This is a genomic window from Rhizobium sp. 05N430, from assembly GCF_056396985.1.
Genome location: NZ_JBFTMO010000006.1, coordinates 108065 through 132479 on the forward strand (window position 1 = coordinate 108065; position 24415 = coordinate 132479).

Annotated in this window: 34 protein-coding genes; 18 read left to right on the top strand and 16 right to left on the bottom strand. The window is 61.7% G+C overall.

Annotation, left to right across the window (positions count from 1 at the left end; genetic code table 11):
• Positions 1-31: 31 nt before the first annotated feature.
• Positions 32-427: a DUF1236 domain-containing protein gene (locus AC1DJO_RS14890; RefSeq protein WP_310294067.1), complete on the top strand. Its 396-nt coding sequence runs from the start codon at positions 32-34 to the stop codon at positions 425-427.
• A 72-nt stretch (positions 428-499) separates the two neighbouring features.
• Here AC1DJO_RS14890 and AC1DJO_RS14895 read toward each other — a convergent pair whose 3' ends face one another.
• From AC1DJO_RS14895 to AC1DJO_RS14910, 4 genes are all read right to left on the bottom strand, one after another.
• Positions 500-1543 (bottom strand): Gfo/Idh/MocA family protein, encoded by a 1044-nt coding sequence (locus AC1DJO_RS14895; protein WP_112390115.1) that lies wholly within the window; start codon positions 1541-1543, stop codon positions 500-502.
• Between the two features lie 9 nt (positions 1544-1552).
• A complete protein-coding gene (locus tag AC1DJO_RS14900; RefSeq protein WP_477944569.1) occupies positions 1553-2338 on the bottom strand; it encodes a ThuA domain-containing protein in 786 nt (261 codons plus the stop codon).
• Positions 2339-2536: 198 nt separating this feature from the next.
• Positions 2537-2878, bottom strand: a complete 342-nt coding sequence (locus AC1DJO_RS14905) for an SMR family transporter (RefSeq protein ID WP_477971394.1) — start codon at positions 2876-2878, stop codon at positions 2537-2539.
• An 18-nt stretch (positions 2879-2896) separates the two neighbouring features.
• Positions 2897-3460 (bottom strand): TetR/AcrR family transcriptional regulator, encoded by a 564-nt coding sequence (locus AC1DJO_RS14910; protein WP_112390112.1) that lies wholly within the window; start codon positions 3458-3460, stop codon positions 2897-2899.
• Between the two features lie 159 nt (positions 3461-3619).
• On the opposite strand from AC1DJO_RS14910, the gene AC1DJO_RS14915 reads away from it, so the two are divergent.
• Genes AC1DJO_RS14915 through AC1DJO_RS14925 form a run of 3 tightly spaced genes read left to right on the top strand, consistent with a single transcriptional unit; the run spans position 3620 to position 4912 of the window.
• Positions 3620-4009, top strand: a complete 390-nt coding sequence (locus AC1DJO_RS14915; protein WP_477971396.1) for a group II truncated hemoglobin — start codon at positions 3620-3622, stop codon at positions 4007-4009.
• A gap of 7 nt (positions 4010-4016) precedes the next feature.
• Positions 4017-4391, top strand: a complete 375-nt coding sequence (locus AC1DJO_RS14920) for a DUF423 domain-containing protein (protein ID WP_477971398.1) — start codon at positions 4017-4019, stop codon at positions 4389-4391.
• Positions 4388-4912 (top strand): GNAT family N-acetyltransferase, encoded by a 525-nt coding sequence (locus AC1DJO_RS14925; RefSeq protein ID WP_477971400.1) that lies wholly within the window; start codon positions 4388-4390, stop codon positions 4910-4912. Before AC1DJO_RS14920 ends, AC1DJO_RS14925 begins: the two co-directional genes overlap by 4 nt.
• 65 nt (positions 4913-4977) lie before the next feature.
• Here AC1DJO_RS14925 and AC1DJO_RS14930 read toward each other — a convergent pair whose 3' ends face one another.
• The 8 genes from AC1DJO_RS14930 to AC1DJO_RS14965 form a co-directional block, all read right to left on the bottom strand.
• On the bottom strand, positions 4978-5355 hold the full coding sequence (locus AC1DJO_RS14930; RefSeq protein ID WP_477971402.1) for a pentapeptide repeat-containing protein: 378 nt from the start codon (positions 5353-5355) through the stop codon (positions 4978-4980).
• Positions 5356-5548: 193 nt separating this feature from the next.
• Positions 5549-6322: a sugar phosphate isomerase/epimerase family protein gene (locus AC1DJO_RS14935; RefSeq protein ID WP_477971404.1), complete on the bottom strand. Its 774-nt coding sequence runs from the start codon at positions 6320-6322 to the stop codon at positions 5549-5551.
• 81 nt (positions 6323-6403) lie between these two features.
• Positions 6404-6763, bottom strand: a complete 360-nt coding sequence (locus AC1DJO_RS14940; protein ID WP_477971406.1) for a bleomycin resistance protein — start codon at positions 6761-6763, stop codon at positions 6404-6406.
• Positions 6764-6766: 3 nt separating this feature from the next.
• Positions 6767-7081, bottom strand: coding sequence for a heme-degrading protein HmuQ (gene hmuQ / locus AC1DJO_RS14945; protein WP_477971408.1), 315 nt, complete (start codon positions 7079-7081; stop codon positions 6767-6769).
• A 10-nt stretch (positions 7082-7091) separates the two neighbouring features.
• Positions 7092-7352 carry a hypothetical protein gene (locus AC1DJO_RS14950; RefSeq protein ID WP_112390105.1) on the bottom strand — a complete coding sequence of 87 codons (261 nt, stop codon included), beginning with the start codon at positions 7350-7352 and terminating at the stop codon, positions 7092-7094.
• Positions 7349-7759 (bottom strand): DUF2325 domain-containing protein, encoded by a 411-nt coding sequence (locus tag AC1DJO_RS14955; protein WP_112538962.1) that lies wholly within the window; start codon positions 7757-7759, stop codon positions 7349-7351. Before AC1DJO_RS14955 ends, AC1DJO_RS14950 begins: the two co-directional genes overlap by 4 nt.
• A 112-nt stretch (positions 7760-7871) precedes the next feature.
• Positions 7872-9158: a cell envelope integrity protein TolA gene (tolA, locus tag AC1DJO_RS14960; protein ID WP_477971410.1), complete on the bottom strand. Its 1287-nt coding sequence runs from the start codon at positions 9156-9158 to the stop codon at positions 7872-7874.
• A gap of 61 nt (positions 9159-9219) precedes the next feature.
• A complete protein-coding gene (locus AC1DJO_RS14965) occupies positions 9220-9672 on the bottom strand; it encodes a hypothetical protein (protein ID WP_477971412.1) in 453 nt (150 codons plus the stop codon).
• 144 nt (positions 9673-9816) lie between these two features.
• Between AC1DJO_RS14965 and hemP the strand changes: the two genes are divergently transcribed.
• The 7 genes from hemP to AC1DJO_RS15000 all read left to right on the top strand — a co-directional run bounded on the left by hemP (position 9817) and on the right by AC1DJO_RS15000 (position 14820).
• Entirely contained in the window at positions 9817-9996 is a 180-nt protein-coding gene (gene hemP / locus AC1DJO_RS14970; protein ID WP_112390101.1) for a hemin uptake protein HemP, read from the top strand.
• 9 nt (positions 9997-10005) lie between these two features.
• Positions 10006-11055: a hemin-degrading factor gene (locus AC1DJO_RS14975; RefSeq protein ID WP_477971414.1), complete on the top strand. Its 1050-nt coding sequence runs from the start codon at positions 10006-10008 to the stop codon at positions 11053-11055.
• Positions 11056-11065: 10 nt separating this feature from the next.
• Positions 11066-11998, top strand: coding sequence for a heme/hemin ABC transporter substrate-binding protein (locus AC1DJO_RS14980; protein ID WP_477971416.1), 933 nt, complete (start codon positions 11066-11068; stop codon positions 11996-11998).
• A gap of 1 nt (position 11999) precedes the next feature.
• Complete coding sequence (locus AC1DJO_RS14985; RefSeq protein WP_112538956.1) at positions 12000-13115, top strand: FecCD family ABC transporter permease; 1116 nt, start codon at positions 12000-12002, stop codon at positions 13113-13115.
• Positions 13116-13125: 10 nt separating this feature from the next.
• Positions 13126-13911 carry a heme ABC transporter ATP-binding protein gene (locus AC1DJO_RS14990; RefSeq protein WP_477971418.1) on the top strand — a complete coding sequence of 262 codons (786 nt, stop codon included), beginning with the start codon at positions 13126-13128 and terminating at the stop codon, positions 13909-13911.
• 148 nt (positions 13912-14059) lie between these two features.
• Entirely contained in the window at positions 14060-14410 is a 351-nt protein-coding gene (locus tag AC1DJO_RS14995) for an ElaB/YgaM/YqjD family protein (protein WP_112390096.1), read from the top strand.
• Positions 14411-14418: 8 nt separating this feature from the next.
• Positions 14419-14820: a hypothetical protein gene (locus AC1DJO_RS15000; protein ID WP_477971420.1), complete on the top strand. Its 402-nt coding sequence runs from the start codon at positions 14419-14421 to the stop codon at positions 14818-14820.
• A 187-nt stretch (positions 14821-15007) separates the two neighbouring features.
• Here the strand turns inward: AC1DJO_RS15000 and AC1DJO_RS15005 are convergent, their stop codons facing one another.
• The gene (locus AC1DJO_RS15005) at positions 15008-15562 is read right to left on the bottom strand and encodes an RNA polymerase sigma factor (protein ID WP_112390457.1); all 555 of its coding nucleotides are present in this window, start codon (positions 15560-15562) and stop codon (positions 15008-15010) included.
• Between the two features lie 9 nt (positions 15563-15571).
• Entirely contained in the window at positions 15572-15775 is a 204-nt protein-coding gene (locus AC1DJO_RS15010) for a NepR family anti-sigma factor (protein WP_112390456.1), read from the bottom strand.
• 265 nt (positions 15776-16040) lie between these two features.
• Here AC1DJO_RS15010 and AC1DJO_RS15015 point away from each other — a divergent pair, with 265 nt between their 5' ends.
• The 6 genes from AC1DJO_RS15015 to AC1DJO_RS15040 all read left to right on the top strand — a co-directional run bounded on the left by AC1DJO_RS15015 (position 16041) and on the right by AC1DJO_RS15040 (position 21821).
• Positions 16041-16835, top strand: a complete 795-nt coding sequence (locus tag AC1DJO_RS15015) for a response regulator (protein ID WP_112390455.1) — start codon at positions 16041-16043, stop codon at positions 16833-16835.
• 193 nt (positions 16836-17028) lie between these two features.
• Positions 17029-18024 carry a sensor histidine kinase gene (locus tag AC1DJO_RS15020; protein ID WP_477971626.1) on the top strand — a complete coding sequence of 332 codons (996 nt, stop codon included), beginning with the start codon at positions 17029-17031 and terminating at the stop codon, positions 18022-18024.
• A gap of 412 nt (positions 18025-18436) precedes the next feature.
• Complete coding sequence (locus AC1DJO_RS15025) at positions 18437-19798, top strand: NAD(P)-dependent oxidoreductase (protein WP_477971422.1); 1362 nt, start codon at positions 18437-18439, stop codon at positions 19796-19798.
• A 15-nt stretch (positions 19799-19813) separates the two neighbouring features.
• Positions 19814-21127 (top strand): NAD-dependent dihydropyrimidine dehydrogenase subunit PreA, encoded by a 1314-nt coding sequence (gene preA / locus AC1DJO_RS15030; protein WP_477971424.1) that lies wholly within the window; start codon positions 19814-19816, stop codon positions 21125-21127.
• Between the two features lie 78 nt (positions 21128-21205).
• Entirely contained in the window at positions 21206-21496 is a 291-nt protein-coding gene (locus AC1DJO_RS15035) for a type II toxin-antitoxin system RelE/ParE family toxin (protein ID WP_477971628.1), read from the top strand.
• 13 nt (positions 21497-21509) lie between these two features.
• Positions 21510-21821: a HigA family addiction module antitoxin gene (locus tag AC1DJO_RS15040; RefSeq protein ID WP_477971426.1), complete on the top strand. Its 312-nt coding sequence runs from the start codon at positions 21510-21512 to the stop codon at positions 21819-21821.
• A 2-nt stretch (positions 21822-21823) separates the two neighbouring features.
• Here AC1DJO_RS15040 and ftrA read toward each other — a convergent pair whose 3' ends face one another.
• Complete coding sequence (ftrA, locus tag AC1DJO_RS15045; RefSeq protein WP_477971427.1) at positions 21824-22804, bottom strand: transcriptional regulator FtrA; 981 nt, start codon at positions 22802-22804, stop codon at positions 21824-21826.
• A 68-nt stretch (positions 22805-22872) separates the two neighbouring features.
• Here ftrA and AC1DJO_RS15050 point away from each other — a divergent pair, with 68 nt between their 5' ends.
• Positions 22873-23280 carry a rhodanese-like domain-containing protein gene (locus AC1DJO_RS15050; protein ID WP_477971429.1) on the top strand — a complete coding sequence of 136 codons (408 nt, stop codon included), beginning with the start codon at positions 22873-22875 and terminating at the stop codon, positions 23278-23280.
• A gap of 38 nt (positions 23281-23318) precedes the next feature.
• On the opposite strand, the gene AC1DJO_RS15055 is transcribed toward AC1DJO_RS15050, so the two are convergent.
• Positions 23319-24332, bottom strand: coding sequence for a zinc-dependent alcohol dehydrogenase family protein (locus AC1DJO_RS15055; protein ID WP_477971431.1), 1014 nt, complete (start codon positions 24330-24332; stop codon positions 23319-23321).
• Positions 24333-24415: the final 83 nt, after the last annotated feature.

Consider the following 24415-nt stretch of genomic DNA (forward strand, 5'->3'; position numbering starts at 1 on the left):
TCCCCCGCAAACCGAGCTAAGGAGAAATACAATGTACAAGGTTCTACTTGTCTCCAGCGCACTGGCGCTGTCGTCCCTGGCCACGAATGCGCTGGCTGATGGTGCGGTCACCGGCGCTGCCGGTGGTGCCGTGACAGGTGCGATTGTCGGCGGCCCGATCGGCGCTGCCGTGGGTGGTGTCGCAGGCGCCGTCGCCGGTGCCGTGATAGATCCGCCGCCGCGCGAAGTCGTGACTTATGTCGAGGCCCAGCCCGCTCCGCCGCAGGCCGTCATCGTTCAGCAGCCGATCGTCGTCGGCAAGCCGCTTCCGGCCGAGGTCCAGGTCGTTCCGGTGCCGGAGAACCCGAAATATGCCTATACGGTGGTCAACAACCAGCGTGTGATCGTCGAGCCCGAGACGCACCGCGTCGTGCAGGTGATCCAGTAACGCGAAGACCTAAGCTGGAAACAAAAAAGCCGCCCTCAACCCGGGCGGCTTTTTTTGCTTGTGGCGCGGAAATCAGACCTTCAATTCCCGCCGCTCGCGCTCGGTGACGACAGAGAGGTCGATCACCTTCTGCAGATTGGCGGCATGGCGGAAGTTGGGATCGGGCTGAACGCCGGTCATCACCGCTTCTGCGAAACGCTGATAGTTGGTCGGAACAGCGGGAACCTCGATATCCTTCCAGGTCGCCGTCTCGACATCATCGCCGAAGCAGCCGCGCAGCGATGAGCCGTTCGGGTTGTGATTGACCTCGAGGCTGCCGCGTTCGCCATAGATGCGCAGCTTCAGCTCATTCAGATGCCCGGTCGCCCAGCGGCTGGCATGGACGACGCCGAGCGCGCCATTGGCGAAATCGACCGACATGGTGAAGCTGTCATTGGCGTCGAGCATATATTCGCCGATCTGGCCGCCCGGCGCCTTGTTGAAGGTCTTCAGGCGGGCAAAGACATGGTCGATATCGGTTGCCGCACCATAGGCCGCGAAGTCGAGAATGTGGATGCCGACATCGCCGAGCACGCCGTTCGAGCCGTGACCGGTCGAGAGGCGCCAGAGCCAGGTCGATTCCGTGCGCCAGTCGCCCCAGGCGCGCGACACCAGCCAGCTCTGCAGATAGGACGCCTCGACATGCTTGATGGTGCCGAGCTCGCCGGCCAGCACCATTTCCCGGGCGCGCTGCAGCGGCGCGACGTTGCGGTAGGTGAGGTTCACCATGTTGATGACGCCGGCGGCTTCCGCAGCTTCGGTCATCTCCAGCGCCTTCGGATAATTCTCCGCCAGCGGCTTTTCGCAGAAGACGTGCTTTCCGGCGGCGATCAGCGCCATGGTCGTCGGGTGGTGGATTCTGTCAGGCGTTACATTGGTCGCCGCGTCGAATTCGCCCCAGGCGATCGCTTCGTCGAGGGTCAGGAAACGCTTTTCGATGTTGAACTTGTCGGCGAATGCCGCAAGGCGGACGGTGTCGGTATCGACAGCACCGACCACCGTCACACCGTCAATGCGGGTGAAGTGGTCGAGCTGGTTTTTCGCCATCACGCCCGTTCCGAGAACGAGTAGTCGCATGGATGTTCCTCAGCGGTAACCGGCTTCGCCGGCCTGGTGCAGTCTCGGGCCGCGCTCTTCGATCGGCTCCAGGGCCTTCTCAACCGGCACATTTGGGGCATCGTGGATGGCAGTCAACGCGCCGGCCGGGTTATGTGCCCACTTCACGCCGTTAATCAGCACCTTCTTGACGTTGGCGTCGTGATAGGTGGGATAGGTCTCGTGGCCCGGGCGGAAATAGAAGATATTGCCCGCGCCGCGGCGCCAAGTCATGCCGGAGCGAAACACTTCACCACCCTGGAACCAGGAGATGAACACCGTTTCCAGCGGCTCCGGAACGGAAAACTGCTCGCCATACATTTCCTCGTTCTCGAGGACGAAATTCTCGTCGAGACCGGCGGCAATCGGATGGCGCGGATTGATGACCCACAGGCGTTCGCGCTCGCCCGCCTCGCGCCATTTCAGCGCGCAGGGCGTGCCCATCAACCGCTTGAAAATCTTCGAGAAATGGCCGGAATGCAAAACGAGCAGACCCATGCCCTCCCAGACGCGCTTGGCAACGCGCTCGACCACCTCGTCGGACACCGCGCCGTGATCCTTGTGGCCCCACCACAGCAGCACGTCGGTCTCGTCGAGGCGCGACTGCGGCAAGCCATGCTCGGCCTCCTGCAGCGTCGCCGTCGTGGCGTTGATCGCCGGGTCGCTGTTCAGCGCCTTGGCAATCGTCGTGTGCATGCCCTCCGGGTAGATACCCCTGACGATCTCGTTGGTATTCTCGTGAATATTCTCTCCCCAGACGACGGTACGAATGGCCATTGCCGGTGCTCCTCTAGGCTTCGGGGGTTGTCAAAACTGGCGGGTCGAGAAGAATTCAAAGCGCTTTGGGAAATTGAACAAAACTGCGCCTCGCCTCCTCCAAGTCACAAGAAGACATAGACCTTTGGCCGCAATTTGACAAAGGGGAAAATTAGCCGCCGGGGCACGCCGCGGAACGTCGGCTCAAACCCATGAAAATCAATGGGAAACCGATTTGGAGAACAGATTGACGACGAGAACGCCCGATATGATGAGGCCAAGCCCGATCATCGCCGGCAGGTCGAGACGCTGCTTGAAATAGATCAGTCCTACGGCCGACATCAGCACGATTCCCAAAGCGCTCCAAATCGCATAGGCGATGCCGACGGGGATCGATTTCAGCGTCAGCGACAGCAGGTAGAAGGCCGTCGCATAGCAGACTACCAGCACCGCGCTCGGCAACAGCTTGGTGAACTGCTGCGACATCTGCAGCGCCGTCGTGCCAATCACTTCTAGCACGATCGCGAGAAAAAGCATCGCATAGACGGCAGCCGGGCTCATGGTCTTCTATCCCTGGAATTATCGCTTGGTCAGTTCGGTCAGCCGAGCGATCAGCGCCCGGCGCTCGGCAAGCCCGAGATCGTGGCTCTCGGTCGTATCGGAGAGCCAGAGCCCATCGGCCGCAAAGCGGACGATCTGCGCATCGACCGACGAGTCGGTGCCGACATATTCGTCGGCGCGCGCCTGCACCCATTCGCGCCAGCGCTGGCGAAGCCGCGGCTCGGCAAGCATCGCAATCGTCACCTGCGCCCAATGGCGCGATTCGTCGCGATCGCTCTGGATATCGGCGACGGCCAGAAGATAGGCGCGGGTGAAGCGGCCGTGCGAGACCGCATCGCGGCGCATCAGCTCCTCGATATCGGCGTCGAAGCGTTCCAGCAGACTTTCGAACAGTGCATCGAGCAGCGCATTCTTCGTCGGGAAATGATGCAGCAACCCACCCTTGCTGACGCCCGAGGCGCCCGACACCGCATCCAGCGTCACCGACGCCATGCCGCTCTCCGTCGCCAGACGTGCGGCGACATCCAGCAGCTGCCGGCGGACGAGTTCGGGTTGTTTCTTGCGGTGATGTGCGAGTGCCATGCATTCTAAAAATACCGTCTGGACGGTTTTGTCAATTAAAATCGATGTGGAGCGTTGGTATCGCAGGCGTTTGGACGAAATGCCGCGCCTTGGTCTTCCCGTGTTGCGCGCCGATGCGTGCCGGTGCATGAAGACTGCGGGGTATCGAGGGATGGTTCAGTGACGGAAGAGGCGATCACGCTTTATCAGGCGATCGGTGGCGACGATACGGTCAAGGCTTTGGCGCATCGCTTTTACCAGCTGATGGATACGCTGCCGGAGGCCAGGCACGTGCGTGCCGTCCATCCGCCGAGCCTTGCGGGCAGCGAAGAGAAATTCTACGAATATCTGACCGGCTATCTCGGCGGCCCGCCGCTTTATACCGACAAGCGCGGCCATCCCCGCCTGCGCAGCCGCCATTTCGTCGCCGAAATCGGCCCCGCCGAGCGTGACGAGTGGCTGCTCTGCTTCCGCTGGGCGATGGACGAGACCATCGCCAATCCCAAACTCCGTGACCTCATATGGCCGCCGATCGAAAGGCTGGCCTTCCACATGCAGAACAAGGACTAGCGCCGCCATGATCAGCAACGAACGCATCGCGCCGTTCTTCTTCCTCTTCGCCGGCCTCTTCGGCGTCGCAGGCGTCGGCCTTGCTGCCGTCGCGGCCCATGGCGGCGGCGATGCCAGCCTCGCGGCCTCGGCGTCGGCCATGTGCCTGGCGCATGCGCCGGCCTTGCTCGGCCTTGCGCTGGCAGGCGAGAAGCTCAAAACCGCCTGGCTGGCCGGTTTGCTGATGATCGTTGGCACCGCGCTCTTCGCCGGCGATCTCGTGTCGCTGCGCTTTGCCGGATCCGGCCTCTTCCCCTATGCCGCGCCATCAGGCGGCTGGGGCATGATGCTCGGCTGGCTGACCATTTCTGTCGGCGGTTTCCTGCGCCGGCCAGTCCGGTGAACGGCGTCACCATCCGCAATGCCCGTGCCGGTGAGCTCAATGCGCTGCGCGCCATCGAAATGGACGCGGTGGTGGCGCTCATCGACGCCGGCGTCCCCTTCCCCGGCGAACCGCATCCGCTGTCGTCTGAACAGCTTACCACCTACTGCGCGAATGGTCTGCTGATGGTGGCCGTCGACGGGGACGACACGCCTGTGGGTTTCGTCGCGGCGGAAGAGATCAGCGGCATGCTTTACATCGCCGAGATCGATGTGCTCCGTCGATTGCAAGGCAAAGGCATCGGACGGTTGCTGATGCAGGCTGCGATCAATGCCGCGCGAAGCCGGGGCCTATCCGCCGTCGTGCTGACGACAAACCGCTTCGTGGTGTTCAATTATCCGTTCTACCGGTCGTTGGGCTTCGAGGAGCCTGAGGCCGAAAATATGCCTGCGGGTCTGCGGGCGATCCTTGATGCCGAGGTCGCGAACGGCTTGGATCCGGAGAGGCGTGCGGGTATGGTGCTGCGGCTTCCGGGTATTTGATTTTAACTCGGCGCCCCTCATCCCCCGCGAGTTACACGCATTTCAGACCTGAAGACGGACCTTTGTCATTTCGCCTTTTCATAGGCGTCGAAGAGATCGGTTACCAGAATCCCGTTGATCCGCATCCCAGTCAAATCGGCGTCTCTGATCTCCGAATTCGCCAATGTGGCACCGCTTATGGTCAATCGCGACAGGTTTGCATTGGTGACGGCCACTCCAGACAGATTGACGTTATTAAAGCGCGCAGCTTCAAGATTGACGTCGTCGAAATCAGCTTCGCCTAAATTGGTGTCGATGAATTTTGCTTTCGTCAGAACAGCATAAAATCGTGCGTCAGCGAGATAGACGCCATCGAAATTGGCGCCCGACATATCTGCCCGCTCGTAGCGCACCCCCTGCATTTGAGGGCCGTCAAAGGGATTGTTTCCTTGCTGATCAGTCATTGCCGTCTCCTCCAGCCGATCCTGATGACCATTCAGAGAGTGCATAGTTTTGGTGGAGCTTCAACACTCTCGATAGAGGCAAAACTTGTTGTTCTGCTTTTTACAACGCTGCATCGCTGGCTGTTTCGCAGCAGAGGCATCCAAAATCGACATAAAACTGCCAACGCAACTTCTCGATAATCGCGCGAAACCCTCACCCCGAATGCGCCATGAACCGGCTGAGATAGGCAAAACTCGTCTGCGCAAATTCGAACGGCTTGCGCGGGCTGTCGTGCTCGACCACCAGCGTCCGCGCGCCCTTCGCCAGCGCCAGCCGCCAGAGCGAAGGCCACATCAGCGTGCCGGCGCCGACATCGGCCCAGCCGTCCTCATCGGGGTTTGCCCCTTCAGGCGCCCTGTCCTTCACATGCGCCGAAACCAGCACCTTGGCATAGCGCTGCAACCATTCTGCCGGATCGACGCCGGCGCGGGACATCCAGGCGATATCGGCCTGCCAGACGAGCGGGCTGCCGCGGGCCGCTTCGAACATCACCTCGAAGCCGTAGCGGGCGGTGGAAAGCAACGAGAAGCCGGCCATCTTGTTGTGATAGCCGATGAAAATGCCGTGCGGCCTGTATTGCTCGGCGAGACGCCCGAGTTCGGCGCCGAGCCGCTGCCAGCCGCCGGTGGTCTCCGGCGGCAGGAAACTCGATGATTGCGGCACGAAGAGCTGGGAGATGCCGCAGGCCTGACAGGCCTCGGTGACCTGGCTAGGCTCGTCGCGCAGGAATTCGAAGCCGATATGGGCCGTCGGCGCCGTCAGCGCGTGCCGGGCAAGCGCCTCACCGAGATCATCGGCCTCCCGCAGATGATGGCCGAGCGGCTCGACCGATTGGAAACCCGCTCTGGCGGCTGCCGAAAGCTGGGCATCGAGCGATCCGAGTTCACGCAGCGAGAAAAGTTGCAGGGAGAGGGTCGGCTTGGTCATTGTGACAGGATAGCACGGCAAGTGGCTCCGGCCATAGCGCGCCCCTCCGCCAGACAAACATGCCGCAGGGCCGGTTGCGCCTCAGCGCCCCGGGATACGGGCGAACCGTAGCAGGTTGCCATGCGGATCATGGATGAAGAACTCCTCCATGTTCCACGGCCGGACCTCGAGAGCCGTCAGCGTCGGCACGGCTTTTTCGGAATATTCCCGGTGCAGCGCACCGATCCGGCCGCCTCGGAGATAGACGGCGCTGCTTTCGCAGAATGCGCGATTGCCGGTCAGCCGGAAATGCAGCTCCATCTCCTGCCGGCGAACGATCAGATAGTCTGGCGTCTCATAGGTCGCGGCAAAGCCCAGCTGGTCACAATAGAAGGCCAGCGTCTCCGCGATATCCAGCGACGGCAGGATCGGCAGAACTTCGATGCGCTGCGGATCGTCCACGTCTCAGATACCCTCGACGACGGTAAAACCTTCGAAAACTGGCGGCCCCTTGTACATCGCCTTGCGGTCACCGGCATTGCGATGCGCAGCGCGAAAACTCTCGGACTTCGTCCAGTTCAGAAAATCGTCTTCGCTCGCCCAAAGCGTATGCGAGGAAAACAGCGTGTAGCCCTCGTCAGCATTCGCCTTGCCGCGCAGCAGCCGGAACTCGACGAAACCGTGGACCGTGGAGAGGCTGGAATCGCGATTGCGCCAGACATCCTCGAATTCGCTCTCCGATCCCTCGGTCACCTTGAAGCGGTTCATTGCGATATACATTGCGCCGTCCTCAGCCCTTGGCACGCTTGCCGCTTGGGAAAGCGACGACATTATTGCCGTTGGCGGCTTCGCGGCCAAGCGGCTTTTCCGGCTCCACGCCGGGCATCCGCGTTTCCCAGTAGGGGAACTCCGTGACATTGGGATAATCGGCCTGCCGTTCCGCATTCTTCATCAGGAGCTCGTAGAGTTCGGGCACAAGGCCGTCGCCGTTCTGTGCGGCCAGCTTGTGCAGGCCGATCATCATGAAGCCCTCGGGGCGCTGGTCTTTCATCGGGCGGTGTCTCGTTCGTTCATGGTGTTCAAGGCCCGCTCGAGGCTGGACTTGCTGCCGCTGCGCAGCGGGATGAATGCCTTGCCGAATTTCTTGCAGCCGGTCTTCACGCGCACGCAGGCATCGTGGCTGATACAGTCGATCGGGCAGAACACGCAGTCGACGGAGGGCAGAACGGTGTCGATGCGCGAGACCGCTTCGCGCAAGCCTCCGTCGTGGTGGATCAGCTCGGCGCCGAAGCTGCTGGCGATTTCGCGAAGATGTGCCACCTGGCAATCCCGGCCGCCGACATAGAGAAAACTGCGGCCATCCAATTTGGATCGTCCGGACGGCTGCTGCGTCTGCGCTGCCGCATCCGCGCTGACGCGGATGTCCCGGTTAGATCCCTTCTTCGCCTTCCGAGCCATTTACCACCCGTTCGCTCGTTGATCGTCACACGATTCCAGTGTGCAAGCGGGACCTTATTAAACTTGATTTTTAGAGTAAAGTATAAAGTTGACTATTTTGATCATATTTATTTCAGCGACCGGTGACCTGGACTTCCTGAGTGAAGGTCCAGTTCGGCTTGCCCCATTCGGACGGCAGCGGCGGGAATGGTGAGGCGCGCTGCACGCCGGAGACAACCGCCTGATCGAGCTCGGGAATTCCGGAACTGCGGGCAACAGACAGACCGCTCAGCGAGCCGTCGCCGCCGATCGTCAGGCGAACCCTGACACTCATCGACGCGCTCATCCGCTTGTATTCGGACGGCACCTTCACGGCGCGGCGGATGCGCGATTGCACCTTGCCCGGATAATTGGCGACAGCCGCACTGCCTGCCCCGCCAGAGCTTCCTGCCGAGCGCGAATTCCGGTCGGCATTGGCGACTTCCTCGCCGTCGCTGGCCCCGCGGCGCGAATCCTGCTTGTTCTCGCCCTGCGATCCCGCAGCCTTTTTCACCACCTTCTTCGGTGGCTCTTTCTTCTCGGCCTTCGGCTTCTCGACCGGCTGCACCGCCTTCGGCTTGGCGATCGGCGTCGGCGCTTCCTCGGGCTGCACCGGATCCGGCAGCGCCTCGGCCGTCGCGACGGGCTCGACCGGCTTCACCTCTTCGGGAACCTCGGTTGCCATTGGCTGGACGACGGAAGTTTCGGCCGGAACGTTGGAGGTCAGAATCTCGGGCTCAGCGGCCGTCACCGTTTCAGGCGAAACCCGCGTCACTTCCTGGGTTGGCTGAACGGCCTGCGCTTCAACCGGCTGCGCCATCTCGGGCTGCACTTCGGTCGGCTGAACCTCTGTCGGCTGCACGGTTTCCGGCTGGACGCTTTCGGCGACCACCTCCTCCGGCTGCGGCTCGACCTGCAGATCGGGATCACCGGCAGAAGCCTGGTCGGCTTCGGAATCACCAAGAATGATGACGCTGACCGCCTCGCCGGCTTCCTCTTCCGACTCATGCGGTGCCACGACGAAGCCGATGGCCAGCGCGGTGAAAAGAATGGCGTGGAAGGCAAAGGACGTCAGGCAGGCGACGACGACGTTGCGCTTGGCAGGTTTGACGCCAGCCTCCTGCTTTTCGATCGCTGAAGCGTCCATCGCCGGAGCGTCGGCGGCACCGGCCTTCGGTCCCTGCGCATGTTCCGGGAAGGAGCCGATATGGGCAAAGCGAGTATAGTGAACGACGGTTTCGGCGGCCGGCTGGCGCGGCGCGTTGCGCAGTTCCGGCATCTCGTGTCCGGGATGCAGCCCCGGCAGATTGTCGTTCGACGTGCCGGCATCCTGCTCGGCAAGGAACGCGTGCCGCGATGTGGATTTCGCTGAAACTACCATCTGCCTTGCCTCGGCTAGTTTGAAACTGAAGCCTGCCGGAAATCATCTCCGGCGGTCTGTCTTACCCTTCGAAGGGCACAGAAATCTGCGAGCGGGTGACGAGACCCTTCATGCATGCACCGGCAGACGGACCATCACAAACCGGCGTATCGTTGATGATGATGCGGGTCACCGCCTCGCATTTCATGTTGGGCATGTCGAACTGGCGCACGCGCTTCTTGCCCTCGGGCAGATCGCGGAAATCGAGAACGGTGATCTTGTCGACCGCGTTCTTGTCGTTGAAGAAGGCCAGCTCGAAGGAGATCTTGTTGACGGGCGCAGCCAGCTTGTTCAGCGCCACGAAGGTCATCATGCAGCCCTTCTGCGATGGCGCCAGCGCGTTCAGTTCGACTTCGAGAGCGTTGGCCGGAGCGGCTGGAGCAGCAGCGGCGGCATCCTGTGCATAGGCAGGAAGAACGCTTCCAACGACCATCAATCCGCCCGCCACAAACGATGCAAAACTGCGTGCCGCCATCACCACTTCTCCATGCGATTTCGAAAACTTGAGTTGATAACTCTTCTATTGCGTCTTTAAAAAATGGTGACTATGAAAGTCAAGATAAATGTATCTAGGCCGCCGGAAAACAAGCCGCGGCAAAAGCGGAAATTGCCAGCCGAAATGATGGTTGAAAAGCCTGACACCTTTAAGCATGCGCCGTTCGTCAAAGACGCGGCGGAAGTGCGCACGATCGAAAGCGGAGACATCTTCCGCGGCGCGAACGAGATCATGATCCGGCATGACGGCGTGGTCTATCGCATGAAAATTACCCGCCAGGGCAAGCTCATTCTCAATAAGTAAGGGTAGACCATGACCGAGAACACCAGACCGGCACCGGCCGAAATTCGTGCGTTCCGCGCCGAAAATCCGAAGATGCGCGAGCGCGATATCGCCGCTCAGCTGAAGATTTCGGAAGCAGCCCTCGTTGCCGCCGAAGTCGGCATTTCCGCCACCCGCATCGATGCCAGCGCCGCCAAGCTTCTTGAGCGCGTGGCGACACTCGGCGAGGTCATGGCCCTGTCGCGCAATGAAAGCGCCGTGCACGAGAAGATCGGCGTTTACGAGAACATCAGCGTCGGCCAGCACAATGCCATCGTTCTCGGCGAAAGCATCGACCTGCGCGTCTTCCCGAGCCGCTGGGCCCACGCCTTTGCCGTCACCAAGAAGGACGGCGACACCGAGCGCCTCAGCCTTCAGTATTTCGACAAGACCGGCAGTGCCGTCCACAAGATCCACCTGCGCCCGGCCTCCAATGTCGAAGCCTATCACGCCATCGTCGCCGAGCTGACGCTCGAAGACCAGTCGCAGGAATTCGTCGAGCAGGAAGCGAGCTTCAGCACCGATGAAGCTGGTGAGGTCAACCAGAACGAACTGCGCGACAGCTGGAGCAAGTTGACCGACACGCACGAATTCTTCGGCATGCTGAAGCGCCTGAAGATCGGCCGCCAGGCCGCTGTGCGCACCGTCGGCGACGATTATGCCTGGAAGCTCGACAACACCGCCACCGCAGACATGATGCACGCCTCCGTCAAATCAGGCCTGCCTATCATGTGCTTCGTCGCCAATAACGGCATCGTCCAGATCCATTCCGGCCCGATCCACAACGTCCAGCCGATGGGTCCGTGGATCAACGTTCTCGACGAGACCTTCCACCTGCATCTGCGTCAGGACCACATCGCCGAGACATGGGCCGTGCGCAAGCCGACCAAGGATGGCCATGTCACGTCGCTCGAGGCCTATGACGCCAATGGCGAGATGATCATCCAGTTCTTCGGCAAGCGGAAGGAAGGCACGGATGAGCGCGGCGACTGGCGCGAGATCATGGAAAACCTGCCGCGCGTGGCAAGCGTCGCCGCATAAGGAGCCGATCATGAGAATGCCTTCAAGCCTGCGCCGCATCCGCCTCTGGGAACTGGCGCTGACGGCTGCTGTCATGGCCCTGCCGCTCATCCCCTCGCCGGTCGCCACGCCCGGCTATTCCTTCGTCCGCGCTGCTCATGCGGCTGAACCGAAGAAGCTCGACACCTCGCGCGTCGTCTCGGTCGGCGGCGACGTCACCGAGATCATCTACGCGCTTGGTGAGGAAGGCCGCATCATCGCCCGCGATTCCACCAGCATGTATCCGGAAGCGGCAATGAAACTGCCGGATGTCGGCTACATGCGGGCGCTGTCGCCTGAAGGCATTCTCGCCGTCAATCCGTCGGCGATCATCGCCGTCGAAGGCGCCGGTCCGCCGGAAGCGCTGACGGTTCTGAAGAATGCCAGTGTTCCTTTCGAGACGGTGCCGAACACCTACGACCGCGAAGGCATCCTGAAGAAGATCGATCGCGTCGGCTCCCTGCTCGGCGTCGAGGACAAGGCCAAGGCGCTGGAAGCCAAGGTCGGCGCCGATCTCGATGCCGCGATCACCGATGCCGAAAAGCGTCCGGAGGGCGAGCGCAAACGCGTGCTCTTCATCCTCAGCATGCAGGGCGGCAAGATCATGGCTTCGGGCACTGGTACGGCTGCCGATGGCATCATCAAGCTCGCCGGCGCCGTCAATGCTGTCGGCACCTTCCCGGGCTACAAGCCGCTGACCGACGAGTCGATCATCGAGGCCAAGCCCGACGTCATCCTGATGATGGACCGCGAAGGCGGCCATGCGGCGGCCAATGACGATCTCTTCAAGCAGCCGGCGATCGCGCTGACGCCTGCCGCCCAGAACAAGGCTGTCATTCGCATGGACGGCCTGCATCTGCTCGGCTTCGGCCCGCGCACGGCAAGCGCCGTCCGCGAACTCAACACGGCGATCTACGGCGGCTGATATGGCAGTGCAGGATGTGATGACGGACGGCAAGCGTTCCATGTTTTCGATCGCCGCATTGCGCGAAAGCCACCGGGTTGGCGATCGTACCCGGATCGCTGCCCTCGTCATCGCCCTGCTCGTCATCGGCTCGGTCTTTTCGCTGCTGTTCTCGGTCACCACAGGCGCGTCTGATGCTTCGATGTTCGACGTGATGGCCAATCTCGGCGGCCAGGCCGATGCGCTGACCACGCGCGACCGGATCATCATCTTCGATATTCGCATGCCGCGTGCCATCCTCGGTTTCCTGGTCGGCGGCTCGCTCGCCGTATCAGGAGCGGTCATGCAGGGTCTGTTCCGCAATCCGCTGGCTGACCCCGGCCTTGTCGGCGTCTCCTCGGGCGCCGGTTTCGGTGCCGTGATCATGATCGTGCTCGGCGGCTCGATTGCCATGCCGGTGTTCAATCTGCTCGGCATCTATGCCCTGCCGCTCGCAGCCTTCGGCGGCGGTCTCGTCACCACGTTGCTGCTCTACAGGGTCGCCACTAGCAACGGCCAGACCTCGATCGGCACCATGCTGCTCGCCGGCATCGCGCTCGGCGCTCTCACCGGCGCCCTGACCGGCCTTCTGACCTACATGGCCAACGACCAGCAACTCCGCGACCTGACATTCTGGGGCATGGGCTCGTTGGCGGGCGCCACCTGGATGAAGATCGCCGCAGCCGCGCCGATCATCCTCGCCTCCTACATCGTGCTTCCCTTCATGGCCCGCGGCCTGAACGCCATCACGCTTGGCGAGGCGGCGGCATTCCACATGGGCGTGCCGGTTCAGCGTCTGAAAAATATCGCTATCGTCACCGTCGCAGCCGCCACCGGCGCCTCGGTCGCCGTCAGCGGCGGCATCGGCTTCGTCGGCATCGTCGTGCCGCATGTGCTGCGCATGGTGATCGGCCCCGACCACCGCTATCTACTGCCCGCCTCCGCCCTGCTCGGCGGTTCGCTGCTGATCTTCGCCGACGTGCTAGCGCGCACCATCGTCGCCCCGGCCGAACTGCCGATCGGCATCATCACGGCTGCTGTCGGCGGCCCGTTCTTCCTCTGGATACTGCTGCGCCAACGCTCGCGGCTCGCCCTCTGAGAGCATTTCCATGATCGAGCTTTCCAACGTCTCCGTCGATCTGTCGGGCAAGACCATCGTCCACGGCGTCAGCTTCACCGCCCGCGCCGGCGAGCTGACCGCGATCGCCGGTCCCAACGGCTCCGGCAAGACGACGACGATGAAGGCGGCCTCCGGCGAATTGCCCGCCCAGGGATCGGTCAGGATCAACGGCACCGAAGTTCGTGACCTCGCCCCCTGGAAGCTCGCGGCCATCCGCGGCGTGCTTCCACAGGCAAGCGCCATCTCCTTTCCCTTCACCGTCCGCGAAATCGTCCGCATGGGCCTGACGACAGGCGTCAACCTTCACCCGGAACGCGCCGAGGAAACCGCCGCCCGCGCGCTCGGTGCCGTCGATCTCCACGGTTTCGAGGGCCGCTACTATCAGGAACTGTCGGGCGGCGAGCAGCAGCGCGTCCAGCTTGCCCGCGTTCTCTGCCAGATCGCCGAACCGGTGGCCCACGGAAAGCCCTGCTGGCTGTTGCTCGACGAACCCGTCTCAAGCCTCGACATCAGCCACCAGCTGACGATCATGCGGCTCGCCCGCCAGTTCTGCGAAGCCGGCGGCGGCGTCATCGCCGTCATGCACGACCTCAACCTGACAGCACTCTTCGCCGATCAGATCGTATTGATGAAGTCGGGCCGGCTGGCAGCAGCTGGCAGCGTTCGCGAGGTGCTGACGGATCAAAACATGCAATCGGTCTTCGGCTGCCCGCTGCGCATCAATCAGGTGCCATCAGACGGCACGCCCTTCGTGCTTGCCCACAGCGCGCTCTGAGGCTTTTCCGGGAACCTTTCCCAGTCTTTCGCGTTCTCCGTGTCGATGATTTGGGTCATTGCCGGGCGCTTCTTCAAGACAGCAACGGTGACGGCCTGTGATTTCAAACAGGCGGCGCATGTGCACGCCCAAAAACATGGAGAAAATCATGGCTTCATCCATCCTCCAATCCGTTCGCGGCAGCCGCAAGGGCAATGGCACGCTTCACAGCATCGAAAGCACGATCGAAGATCAGATCGAGCACCTCCGCGACGAGATCGACGCCCTGACCAAGCTGGCCGCCAAGAGCTCGCGCCGCCAGTCCGACAAGCTGCGCTATCAGGCCTCTGCAGGTTATGACGAGATCGTCGGCCGCGGTGAAGACCTGCTACGCGATCTGCAGGACGGCTACCTGCGCGGCGCATCCGAAGTGCGCGACACGGTGCGCAAGCATCCGGTTGCGACCATTGGGGCTGCGGCCGCATTCGGCCTCGTCCTTGCTCTCCTCGCCCGCCGCTAGGAGGCTCGATGCTCTTTCCTCTACTCAGTATGCTGGTAGGAAACGGCGTTCACCGTACCGTTGCGCGGACCAAGCGCAACGGTATTTTCATTGCCATTGCAGCCCTGTTCCTGCTGACGGCCTATGCGCTTGCGGTCACCGCAGGAGCGATCTGGCTTGCGGGGATTTATGGCCCAGTCGGGGCAGCCCTGTTCCTGGCCGCCTGCGCCGTCTTCATCGCCGTAGTGGCGCTGATCGCCGTGGTGATCATGAATGCGCAGGAAAAGCGCCAGGCCAAGGATCGCCGCCTGGCGCTCGAATCCGCAGCCGCCGCCGGCATCGGCCTGATCCGCTCGCAGCCGCTGCTGACGGCTGGGATCTTGATGGCGCTTGTGGCATCGAATTTGGTTGGGTCCAAGAAGGACGATTGATCCTTTTAGTTGCCGTCTCACCCGGGAGCCCCCTCATCCGACCCTACCGGGCCACCTTCTCCCCTCGGGGAAAGGTTGCGGCAGCTGGATGAGGAGGCCCCGGCCGCAAACCTTTCCAATCGACGCAAAACAAAAAAAGCCGGCGCCTTTTCAGGCGACCGGCTTTTTCCTCCCAAGTATCCCTTGGTTAGAAGGCAAAGGCCTTCGATGTCAGTGGCGCCGATGTCGCATCCGGGCCGAAGTCTGCTTCGCCGGTGATCTGCAGCAGTTCCTGCAGCCGCTGGCGGGCGCGGTTGACGCGGCTCTTGATCGTGCCGACGGCGCATTCGCAGATTTCCGCGGCCTCTTCGTAGGAAAAGCCCGAAGCGCCGACGAGAATGATCGCTTCACGCTGGTCCGGCGGCAGCTGATCGAGCGCCTTCTTGAAGTCCTGCAGATCGAGCGCGCCATATTGCGACGGATGCATCGCCATCGACTCGGTAAACAGGCCGTCGCTGTCCTGGATTTCGCGGCCGCTCTTGCGCATCTGGCTATAAAGCTCGTTGCGCAGGATGGTGAACAGCCAGGCCTTCATGTTGGTGCCCATCTCGAAATGGTCCTGCTTGGCCCAGGCCTTCATGATGGTATCTTGAACGAGATCGTCGGCGCGGTCGTGGCGGCCGGTCAGCGAGATGGCGAATGCGCGCAGGCTTGGCAGGGCTGCCAGCATCTCGCGCTTGAAGCTCGGTTGCTCTTTTTCCATCAGCTCACCCTATTCTGCCAGCTTCGCCGAGGCCATTTCGGCCTGATCGAGCTTTTCGAGCAAATCAAGGAACCGGTCTGGAATGGCCTCATCCTGCGCCGCCGCGTAAAGCGAGCGAAGCTTCACACCGATCTGGTTGTTGGGGTCGAGAATGTCGCTCGCCCTTACATCCAGCCGCTGCTGATCTCTTTCTTCATTCTGCTGTGTAGCCATCAAATCGTCACTTCTCGCCTGTTGTCTGTAAAACCGGGCGGCCTTTCCGTCGAAAGCGGCTATCGACACCGATAGCACCAGCTGCCTGTTGGGCAGTTGATGCCGATACGCTGCCTAAGTCCTGCTTCAAGCTGGTGCGCCCTTTATTCGTCGGCAGGATAATGCGGCTGTCTGAAAAAAGTTCCGCAAGCTCCGGAACTTTTTTACCCGTCTCACGTTTCTGCCTCATTAGCGCCAGTTACCGGCCTACAGACGGGAGTTTTTAATGACACTTTCTACTCGAATTGCGCCGCACCTTCCTTATCTGCGTCGCTATTCCCGGGCTCTTACCGGCACTCAGACCTCTGGCGACGCCTATGTAGCTGCCGTGCTTGAGGCAATCATCGCCGACCTGTCCATTTTCCCGGATACCGCGAACGACCGCGTTGCACTCTACAAACTGTTCACGAAACTGTTTGGTTCCACAGCCGTCCAGATTCCGGAACCGGCGTCTCCCTACGCCTGGGAACAGCGCGCGACCGTCAATCTTGCCAAGGTTTCCCCCCGCGCCCGCCAAGCCTTCATTCTCGCATCGGTCGAGAACTTCCGCGTCGGCGAAATCGCCGAGATCCTCGAGATCGCCGAACAGGACGTGATGGGCCTTCTGGACACCGCCTCGCAGGAAATTTCCCGCCAGGTGGCGACCGACATAATGATCATCGAAGACGAACCGCTGATCGCCATGGATATCGAGCAGATGGTCGAAAGCCTCGGCCACCGCGTTACCGGCATTGCCCGGACGCATACCGAGGCGGTTGCGCTTTACAACAAGACCAAGCCGAGCATGGTTCTCGCCGATATCCAGCTTGCCGACGGCAGTTCCGGCATCGATGCGGTGAACGACATCCTGAAGACCTCGAACGTGCCGGTGATCTTCATCACCGCCTTCCCCGAACGCCTGCTCACCGGCGAGCGTCCGGAGCCGACATTCCTTGTCACGAAACCCTTCAACCCCGACATGGTCAAGGCGTTGATCAGCCAGGCGCTGTTCTTCAATGAATCCACCAAGGTTGCAGCCTGAAACCCGGGTTTCCGGATGACGGAACAAAGCAATAGCCGGGGCGTTCCAGCATGACTGGTGCGCTCCGGCGGCTTTAACTGTTTCTGCAACGCTTGGTTATAAACTGACCGGCGGGTTGGCTGATGGGCCAACTTCTATCCAGCTGCACCAGACGGATCGAAGGAAAGGCGGCTTGGTGAATACGACAGAACCATTGACCGGCAAGCCGTTCCGCACGGATGGCAAGGCCGCAATGATGGAGCGGGCGCTGCGCAGCGCCGGAATCTCGATTGTCTTCCAGGACTCAAGGCTTGAGATGGCCTATGCCGAGAATCTCCCCGCTCATTTCCAGGATTTATTCAGACCCGGCATGACGGACGCCGATCTGTTCGGCAGCGCCTATGGCGACTATCTCCATGCATTGAAAATGAAGGTGCTCGACACCGGGCTCGCCACGACCGCTGAGATCGAAGTCAATGTCGGCGGCGAGATGCGCAGCTACGAGCTGAAGGTCGAGCGCGCCAGCGAACGCGTCAGCCATGGCGTGCTGACGGTGCTTTCCGAAGTGACCGAAACCCGCCACCGAGAAAAGGTCCTGAAGTCGCTGTTGCGGGAACTCTCGCACCGCTCCAAGAATCTCTTGGCGATCATCCAGGGCATAGCCACGCAGACGGCAAGAAACACGCTCTCGCTCGATGGCTTCCTGGTAAAATTCCGCGGCCGCCTGCAGTCTCTCTCAAATTCGCAGGACCTGATCACCGATTCCAGCTGGCGCGGCGCCTATCTGTTCGAACTCGCCCAAAAGCAGTTCGCGCCCTACTGGCCGGAGACTGCTGGCTCGCTGCCGATCTATGGGATCAACGCCCATATGACGCCGAACGCCGCCGTCCATCTCGGACTGGCGCTGCACGAGCTCATCGTCAACTCCGCCTCCTTCGGCGCAATCGCCGGCGGCGCGGCGTCGATCACGCTGAACTGCCGCGAGGCGGAACTGAACGGCAGGCGGGCGATCGAAGTCACTTGGGCGGAAGCGCTGCCTGATAAGACCGAGATCCATGAATTTAGCGAAAACAGCTTCGGCAAGACAGTTCTAGAACGCGTGGTGCCTTCCTCTATGAATGGCAAGGCGGAACTGAAGCTAATCCCCGGGCGCATCGAATACTCGCTGCTCGTCCCCGAGACCGAATTCGAAATCCTCAAGCGGGCGTGAGATAGCCCCCGTCTCCCGTGACCGCAAACCGGACAAAGTAAAACAGCCAGTGCGAGGGCGGCGCACTGGCTGTTTTTACTCACCGGGAGGGGACCGTGAGTAAGATCCGGATGATGGGTTGGGGGCGCGCATGTTGGGTCGATGCGGTCATCATCTGGATATCCCAATAACGGCGCCGTTAACCTTTGGTTCCAACGCTGCGGAAAAAAAGTGGACTTTTGTGAATCTTTTTTTGCCTGGCCCTAGGCGCCCCGCCCCAAGCAGCATTTCCGCTCACGATACCAAAACAAAAAACAACATGAAATCAGCCTAATAGCCTGCAAAATATTCCAAAATTTTACCATTTGATAAATTTTTAGACCTGAGTTACGCTTTCCCTCACAGGCCGTTTACCAATAATGAGGGAACTTCAATGGAACGTCTGGAAACTGGGATTCATGCTGGCCGGCTTTCGCCCGCCGAGTATGACGCGAACTTTTCCGATCTTCATCCGCGCCTCGACAAGCATGAGGCGCTGGTCGCTTCCGACCGCTGTTATTTCTGCTACGACGCGCCGTGCATGACGGCCTGTCCCACCTCCATCGATATCCCGCTGTTCATCCGGCAGATATCGACAGGCAACCCGCTGGGTTCGGCGAAGACGATCTTCGATCAGAATATCCTCGGCGGCATGTGCGCCCGCGTCTGTCCCACCGAAGAGCTCTGCGAACAGGCCTGCGTGCGCAACACGGCAGAAGAAAAGCCCGTGGAAATCGGCCGCCTGCAGCGCTACGCCACCGATGCGGCGATGAACGCCGGCCGCCAGTTCTACTATCGCGCCGCCGCAACCGGCAAGAAGATCGCCGTCGTCGGCGCAGGCCCCGCCGGTCTTGCCGCCGCCCATCGCCTCGCCGTCAAGGGCCACGACGTCGTCATCTACGACGCCAAGCCGAAATCCGGCGGCCTCAACGAATATGGCATCGCCACCTACAAGTCGGTGGACGACTTCGCCCAGAAGGAAGTCGATTACGTCCTTTCGATCGGCGGTATCGAGGTCAGGAACGGCGAACAGCTCGGCCGCGACTTCTCGATCTCCGATCTGCAGCAGCAATATGACGCCGTCTTCCTCGGTCTCGGTCTTGCCGGCGTAAACGCCCTGAAGGTCGATGGCGAGAGCCTGCCGGGTGTCGAAGACGCTGTCGATTTCATCGCCGGTCTGCGCCAGTCTGCAGACAAGGGTGCGATCGCCATCGGCCGCCGCGTCGTCGTTCTCGGCGGCGGCATGACGGCGATCGACGCGGCCGTCCAGGCAAAGCTGCTCGGCGCCGAAGAGGTGACGATCTGCTACCGCCGCGGCAAGGAACACATGAACGCCTCGGAATTCGAGCAGGATTTGGCCGCCTCCAAGGGCGTCATCATCCGCCACTGGCTGGCGCCGAAATCGATCGTCGCCAACAACGGCAAGGTCGCCGGCATCGAGGTCGAATATACCGCGGTCGCCGAGGGACGTCTGGTGACGACGGGCGAAACCGGCGTCATCGCCGCCGATCAGATCTTCAAGGCGATCGGCCAGACCTTCGAAGCCTCGGGCCTTGGAGCGCTGCGCATGGAAAACGGCCGTATCGCCATCGATGCCGAGGGGCAGACCTCGATCGAAGGCGTCTGGGCCGGGGGCGACTGCGTGCTCGGCGGTGACGACCTCACCGTCTCGGCCGTGGCGCAGGGCCGCGATGCCGCCGAATCGATCAACCGCATGCTGACTGCAGGTTTGCAGCCGGCCGTTGCCGTCGCGTGAAGGGGAGAATGAACCATGGCTGATCTCCGCAATAATTTCGTCGGCATCAAATCCCCGAACCCGTTCTGGCTCGCGTCCGCTCCGCCGACGGACAAGGCTTATAATGTCGAGCGCGCCTTCAAGGCGGGCTGGGGCGGCGTGGTCTGGAAGACGCTCGGCGAGGAAGGCCCGCCCGTCGTCAACGTCAACGGCCCGCGCTACGGCGCGATCTGGGGCGCCGACCGCCGCCTGCTCGGCTTGAACAATATCGAGCTGATCACCGACCGCGACCTCTATACCAACCTGCGAGAAATGAAGCAGGTGAAGATGAACTGGCCGGATCGCGCCCTGATCGCCTCGATCATGGTGCCCTGCGAGGAGGAGAGCTGGAAGGCGATCCTGCCACTGGTGGAAGAAACCGGCGCCGACGGCATCGAACTCAACTTCGGCTGTCCGCACGGCATGTCCGAGCGCGGCATGGGTGCTGCGGTCGGTCAGGTGCCTGAGTATATCGAGATGGTGGTGCGCTGGTGCAAGCAATATACCCGCATGCCCGTCATCACCAAGCTGACGCCGAATATCACCGACATCCGCAAGCCGGCCCGCGCTGCAAAGCAAGGCGGTACCGACGCCGTGTCGCTGATTAATACGATCAACTCGATCACCGCTGTTAATCTAGACACCTTCTCGCCGGAACCCTCGATCGACGGACGCGGCAGCCATGGCGGCTATTGCGGCCCGGCCGTCAAGCCGATCGCGCTCAACATGGTCGCCGAGATCGCCCGCGATCCCGAGACCTATGGCCTGCCGATCTCCGGCATCGGCGGTATCACGACATGGCGCGATGCCGCCGAGTTCCTGGTTCTCGGCGCCGGCAACGTGCAGGTCTGCACGGCAGCGATGACCTACGGCTTCAAGATCGTCCAGGAGATGATCTCCGGCCTCTCCGACTGGATGGACGCCAAGGGCCACCGCAACCTCGACGACATCACCGGCCGCGCCGTTCCGAATGTCTCGGACTGGCAGTACCTGAACCTCAATTACATCGCCAAGGCGAAGATCGACCAGGACGCCTGCATCAAATGCGGCCGCTGCCACATCGCCTGCGAGGACACTTCGCACCAGGCGATCACCCAGTTCGTCGACGGCGTCCGCCACTTCGAGGTCATGGAAGACGAATGCGTCGGCTGCAATCTCTGCGTCAACGTCTGTCCGGTCGAGAACTGCATCACCATGGAAGCCCTGCCCGCAGGCGCGCTGGACGAACGCACCGGCAAGACCGTCGATCCGAACTATGCCAACTGGACGACGCATCCAAACAACCCGATGGCGAGACAGGCCGCGGAATAGACCAGACTCAAGTTAAGACAAAACCGTCTTCCGTAAAGCGACACTTTACGGAAGACGGTTTTGTGCTTATATGTGCTGATGAAGATCCGGAACATCATCCACAAAGGACTTCGCCGCTTTGTCCTCGATGACGACGCATCGGGCTTGCAGCCCGCTGTCGTGCCTAAGCTGCGCCGTATGGTTTCCTTTCTGCAGGACATGCAAACGGAAGACGAGTTACGCACTATTCCGAGTTGGAAGGTCCACCAGTTGACCGGTGACCGCAAAGGCAGCTGGAGCTTATTCGTGACGAAGAACTGGCGGCTGACATTCCGGATAGACAACAACGCTATCGAGATCATCGATCTCGACTATGAAGACTATCATTAGGAGCACCCCGACGATGGAAGGACTTGGAATTCGCATGAAAAGCCCCGCGCATCCCGGGGATTTCTTGAAGCATGAGGTCTTGGAGGAGTTGGAACTCTCGGTCACCGACGCGGCCCGCGTTCTTGGCGTGACCCGCCCCGCGCTCTCGGCACTACTGAATGAGCGGTCGTCCCTGTCTCCCGAAATGGCTTTGCGATTCGAAAAGGCATTCGGCCTGTCGATGGACACGCTGATGCGGATGCAAAACAGTTTCGATATTGCGCAGACGCGGCTGCGCGAACAGGAGATAGACGTCCTGCCCTATCGCCCAGGACCGAACGCCTAGGCTCACCCCGCAAACGTCTTCCGGTACGCCCCAGGGCTCGTTCCTAGCCGCCTGCGAAAATGATGCCGCATCGTCGCCAGCGTCCCAAACCCGCTGGCGGCGGCGATGTCGTCGAGCGAGGTGGCGGCCGGTTTTTCGAGCAGCTCCCGGGCGTGACGTAGGCGCTCCTTCAGCAGCCATTCGCCAACGCTGAGGCCCGTCGTCTTCTCGAAACGCCGCTGGAAGGTGCGCTGGCTCATGCCGGCTTTTTCGGCGAGCAAGGTGATCGGCTGTTCGGTATCGAGCCTCTCGCGCATCCATTCGATCAGCGGCCCGAGCCGGATGCCTTCGCGCTCCTGCGGCACCGGCGCATGGATGAACTGCGCCTGTCCGCCCTCGCGATGCGGCGGCAGGACGAGGCGGCGGGCGACACTGTTGGCCGCCTCCGCACCGAAATCGCCCCGCACCACATGCAGGCAGAGATCGATCCCAGCCGCACTTCCCGCCGCAGTCAGGATGCTGCCCTCGTCCATGTAGAGAACGCCGGCGTCGAAGGTTATATCGGGGTAACGCGCCGCAATCGCGGCGACATAGCGCCAATGCGTCGTCGCCCGGCGGCCGGAAAGCAGCCCTGATGCCGCCAGCACGGCGACGCCTGAGCAGAGCGACATGATGCGGGCGCCGCGTTGATGGGCAGCGCGCAGTGCCGCAACGAGACCGGCAGGAACCGGCGCATCGATCGCCCGCCAGCCGGGCACGACGATCAGGTTTGCATGTTCGAGCACGTCGAGGCTGTGATCGGCAGAGACCGTCAGGCCTCCGGCAGCCCGCAGCGGCCCCGGCTCGATGCCGCAGACCGAATAGCGGTACCAGCCATCGCCCATCTCCGGACGCGGCAGGCCGAAGACCTCGTAGGCGATGCCGAATTCGAAGGTGCAGAGGCCGTCATAGGCAAGCACCGCGACATGGGGCCCTTTTGGCATGATCTTTACGTTCATCGTCATCCTGGCCAATTTCGCCAAGCCATAGCATCGGCGATAACGGGCGGCAACCCGAACGAAAGGAACCGCCCATGCCAAGCCACGTCAGCGAAACCCCTGCCGCCTCCCCGGAAGCCACCGCCACCTATTATGCCCGCAAGCTCGCCTTCGAGACGGATTGCTGGGATGTCCACGCCTCGCTGGCTGCAGGCAATGCCGATTTCGTGCTGCTCGACGTCCGCTCGCCCTCAATGTTTGCCGCCTCGCATGTGCCGGGCGCCATCAACCTGCCGCATGGCAAGATGACGGCGCACCGCATGTCGGAATGGGCGGAGGATACACTCTTCGTCGTCTATTGCGCCGGGCCGCATTGCAACGGCACCGACAAGGCAGCGCTCCGCCTCGCCCGTCTCGGCAAGCAGGTGAAGGTGATGATCGGCGGCATGACCGGCTGGGCCGACGAAGGCTTCGGCTTCGAGAACGAAGCGGCTGCGGCGTGATGATGGAAGGCTCCCGCGCGATTGCGGGAGCCGGCTTCTCAGAATTCGATGACGAGCTTGCCGAACGGGCCGCGATCGAGATGCGCCAGCGCCTCCGGCAGTTCCTCGAAAGCGTAGCGATGATCGATGACCGGCTTGATGCCCGAAACATCTACGGCGCGGATGAGATCCTCGAGCGCCCGGCGATGGCCGACGCTGATGCCCTGCACCGTCGGTGATTTCAGAAGCAGCGGCCCGACGGGACCGGACACCTCGAAACCGTCGAGTACGCCGATGACATGGATATGCCCGCCGACGGCAACCGCCTTAAGCGCCTCGCCAAAATTGGCGCCACCGGCAATTTCCAGAATGTGATCCGCACCGTAGTCGCCTGTCAGCCCATAAAGCGTCTCTACCCAGTTCTCACGTCCGAAGCCGTGATCGGCGCCGATCGCCCGGGCACGCTCGAGCTTGTCCTTGCTGCCTGACGTGATGAAGACCTCGGCGCCATGGGCCTTGGCGATCTGCAGGCCGAACAGCGCAACGCCGCCGGTTCCCTGGATCAGCACCTTCTGTCCGGCCTTGAGATGGCCGCGCTCGATCAGCGCGAACCAGGCCGTCAGGCCGGCGCAGGGCAAGGTGCTGGCCTCGGCCGCATCGAGGCTGTCCGGCGCCCTGGCGAACCAGTCTTCGGAGAAGGTCAGATAGTCGGAAAGCACGCCGGGATAGAAGCCGCCGAGCGTGCGGTAGGGCGGGTTGCGCGCATTCCCGGCATTTGCGCCATCGATCCAGCCGGGAGAGAAGGTCGAGATCACCCGGTCTCCCGGCTTGAAGCGCGTCACACCGGGGCCGACTGCTTCGACGACACCCGCCATATCGGAGGCCGGCACGAAGGGAAATTGCAGCGGCAACCCCATGCCGGTTTCGAGCATCAGCTTGTCGCGATAATTCAGCGAGACGGCCTCGGTCCGCACCAGAATATCGCGCCCCGAGGGATCGTCCATCCGTCCTTCCGATATCGTCAGGTTCTGCGGACCGATGCCGTCGATCGTCCACTGCCTTATCTTGGTCATCGCATGTGCTCCTTTGCATATTCAGCGAAGAGAGCCATGCTATCGTTGAAAAGATGGCGGCAGTTGCGATATAAATTCCCAAG

Excerpts from the sequence above, each read along its gene's own strand:
- AC1DJO_RS14950 (WP_112390105.1), bottom strand. The coding sequence starts at position 7,352 with ATGAAAGACCAGCGCCCCGAGGGCTTCATGATGATCGGCCTGCACAAG.
- AC1DJO_RS14985 (WP_112538956.1), top strand. The coding sequence starts at position 12,000 with ATGGCAGTGCAGGATGTGATGACGGACGGCAAGCGTTCCATGTTTTCG.
- AC1DJO_RS14965 (WP_477971412.1), bottom strand. The coding sequence starts at position 9,672 with ATGGCGGCACGCAGTTTTGCATCGTTTGTGGCGGGCGGATTGATGGTC.
- AC1DJO_RS14895 (WP_112390115.1), bottom strand. The coding sequence starts at position 1,543 with ATGCGACTACTCGTTCTCGGAACGGGCGTGATGGCGAAAAACCAGCTC.
- AC1DJO_RS15035 (WP_477971628.1), top strand. The coding sequence starts at position 21,206 with ATGAAGATCCGGAACATCATCCACAAAGGACTTCGCCGCTTTGTCCTC.
- AC1DJO_RS15000 (WP_477971420.1), top strand. The coding sequence starts at position 14,419 with ATGCTCTTTCCTCTACTCAGTATGCTGGTAGGAAACGGCGTTCACCGT.
- tolA (WP_477971410.1), bottom strand. The coding sequence starts at position 9,158 with ATGGTAGTTTCAGCGAAATCCACATCGCGGCACGCGTTCCTTGCCGAG.
- AC1DJO_RS14995 (WP_112390096.1), top strand. The coding sequence starts at position 14,060 with ATGGCTTCATCCATCCTCCAATCCGTTCGCGGCAGCCGCAAGGGCAAT.
- AC1DJO_RS15055 (WP_477971431.1), bottom strand. The coding sequence starts at position 24,332 with ATGACCAAGATAAGGCAGTGGACGATCGACGGCATCGGTCCGCAGAAC.
- hmuQ (WP_477971408.1), bottom strand. The coding sequence starts at position 7,081 with ATGTATATCGCAATGAACCGCTTCAAGGTGACCGAGGGATCGGAGAGC.
- AC1DJO_RS14930 (WP_477971402.1), bottom strand. The coding sequence starts at position 5,355 with ATGACTGATCAGCAAGGAAACAATCCCTTTGACGGCCCTCAAATGCAG.
- AC1DJO_RS14955 (WP_112538962.1), bottom strand. The coding sequence starts at position 7,759 with ATGGCTCGGAAGGCGAAGAAGGGATCTAACCGGGACATCCGCGTCAGC.
- AC1DJO_RS14890 (WP_310294067.1), top strand. The coding sequence starts at position 32 with ATGTACAAGGTTCTACTTGTCTCCAGCGCACTGGCGCTGTCGTCCCTG.
- AC1DJO_RS14910 (WP_112390112.1), bottom strand. The coding sequence starts at position 3,460 with ATGGCACTCGCACATCACCGCAAGAAACAACCCGAACTCGTCCGCCGG.
- AC1DJO_RS14980 (WP_477971416.1), top strand. The coding sequence starts at position 11,066 with ATGAGAATGCCTTCAAGCCTGCGCCGCATCCGCCTCTGGGAACTGGCG.
- AC1DJO_RS14975 (WP_477971414.1), top strand. The coding sequence starts at position 10,006 with ATGACCGAGAACACCAGACCGGCACCGGCCGAAATTCGTGCGTTCCGC.
- AC1DJO_RS14990 (WP_477971418.1), top strand. The coding sequence starts at position 13,126 with ATGATCGAGCTTTCCAACGTCTCCGTCGATCTGTCGGGCAAGACCATC.
- AC1DJO_RS15050 (WP_477971429.1), top strand. The coding sequence starts at position 22,873 with ATGCCAAGCCACGTCAGCGAAACCCCTGCCGCCTCCCCGGAAGCCACC.
- AC1DJO_RS15040 (WP_477971426.1), top strand. The coding sequence starts at position 21,510 with ATGGAAGGACTTGGAATTCGCATGAAAAGCCCCGCGCATCCCGGGGAT.
- hemP (WP_112390101.1), top strand. The coding sequence starts at position 9,817 with ATGATGGTTGAAAAGCCTGACACCTTTAAGCATGCGCCGTTCGTCAAA.
- AC1DJO_RS14920 (WP_477971398.1), top strand. The coding sequence starts at position 4,017 with ATGATCAGCAACGAACGCATCGCGCCGTTCTTCTTCCTCTTCGCCGGC.
- AC1DJO_RS14900 (WP_477944569.1), bottom strand. The coding sequence starts at position 2,338 with ATGGCCATTCGTACCGTCGTCTGGGGAGAGAATATTCACGAGAATACC.
- AC1DJO_RS15025 (WP_477971422.1), top strand. The coding sequence starts at position 18,437 with ATGGAACGTCTGGAAACTGGGATTCATGCTGGCCGGCTTTCGCCCGCC.
- AC1DJO_RS15010 (WP_112390456.1), bottom strand. The coding sequence starts at position 15,775 with ATGGCTACACAGCAGAATGAAGAAAGAGATCAGCAGCGGCTGGATGTA.
- ftrA (WP_477971427.1), bottom strand. The coding sequence starts at position 22,804 with ATGACGATGAACGTAAAGATCATGCCAAAAGGGCCCCATGTCGCGGTG.
- AC1DJO_RS15015 (WP_112390455.1), top strand. The coding sequence starts at position 16,041 with ATGACACTTTCTACTCGAATTGCGCCGCACCTTCCTTATCTGCGTCGC.
- AC1DJO_RS14935 (WP_477971404.1), bottom strand. The coding sequence starts at position 6,322 with ATGACCAAGCCGACCCTCTCCCTGCAACTTTTCTCGCTGCGTGAACTC.
- preA (WP_477971424.1), top strand. The coding sequence starts at position 19,814 with ATGGCTGATCTCCGCAATAATTTCGTCGGCATCAAATCCCCGAACCCG.
- AC1DJO_RS14905 (WP_477971394.1), bottom strand. The coding sequence starts at position 2,878 with ATGAGCCCGGCTGCCGTCTATGCGATGCTTTTTCTCGCGATCGTGCTA.
- AC1DJO_RS15005 (WP_112390457.1), bottom strand. The coding sequence starts at position 15,562 with ATGGAAAAAGAGCAACCGAGCTTCAAGCGCGAGATGCTGGCAGCCCTG.